Here is a 432-nt window from a genome sequence, read left to right as displayed (position 1 = left end):
TCAAGGGCGCGGACATCAGCTGGATGCCTCAGATGGAGGCCAAGGGCTACTACTGGCTCAACAAGTCCGGTGTGCGGCAGGACCTCTTCACGATCCTGAAGAGCTACGGCTTGACCGCGATCAGCCTGCGCACCTGGGTCAACCCGTCCAACAGCCCGACCGATGGCCACTGCAGCATCCAGGAAACCGTTCGCATGGCTCAACGTTGCCGTGACGCGGGGATGCAGGTGCTGCTCGGCTTCCACTTCGGTGACACGTGGAACTCCGTCGGCGTGCAGAAGCCGCCCAAAGCGTGGGCGAACATGAGCTACACGCAGATGCGCGACGCGTTGCGGAAGTACGTCGACGACTCGTTGAAGCTGATGAAGGCCGGTGGTGTCACGCCGGGCTGGGTGAAGATCGGCAACGAGCAGAACAGCGGCATCTGCACCC

General features: G+C 62.5%; 1 protein-coding gene. It reads left to right on the top strand.

The features are described from left to right. Positions 1–23: 23 nt before the first annotated feature. The coding region (locus UK23_RS48015; protein ID WP_231115018.1) for a glycosyl hydrolase 53 family protein at positions 24–432 on the top strand (409 nt) is incomplete at its 3' end.

The organism is Lentzea aerocolonigenes (assembly GCF_000955955.1).
Classification (GTDB): domain Bacteria; phylum Actinomycetota; class Actinomycetes; order Mycobacteriales; family Pseudonocardiaceae; genus Lentzea; species Lentzea aerocolonigenes_A.
The sequence above is the reverse complement of the archived record's forward strand: the minus strand, read 5'-3'. Positions and strand labels throughout refer to the sequence as shown.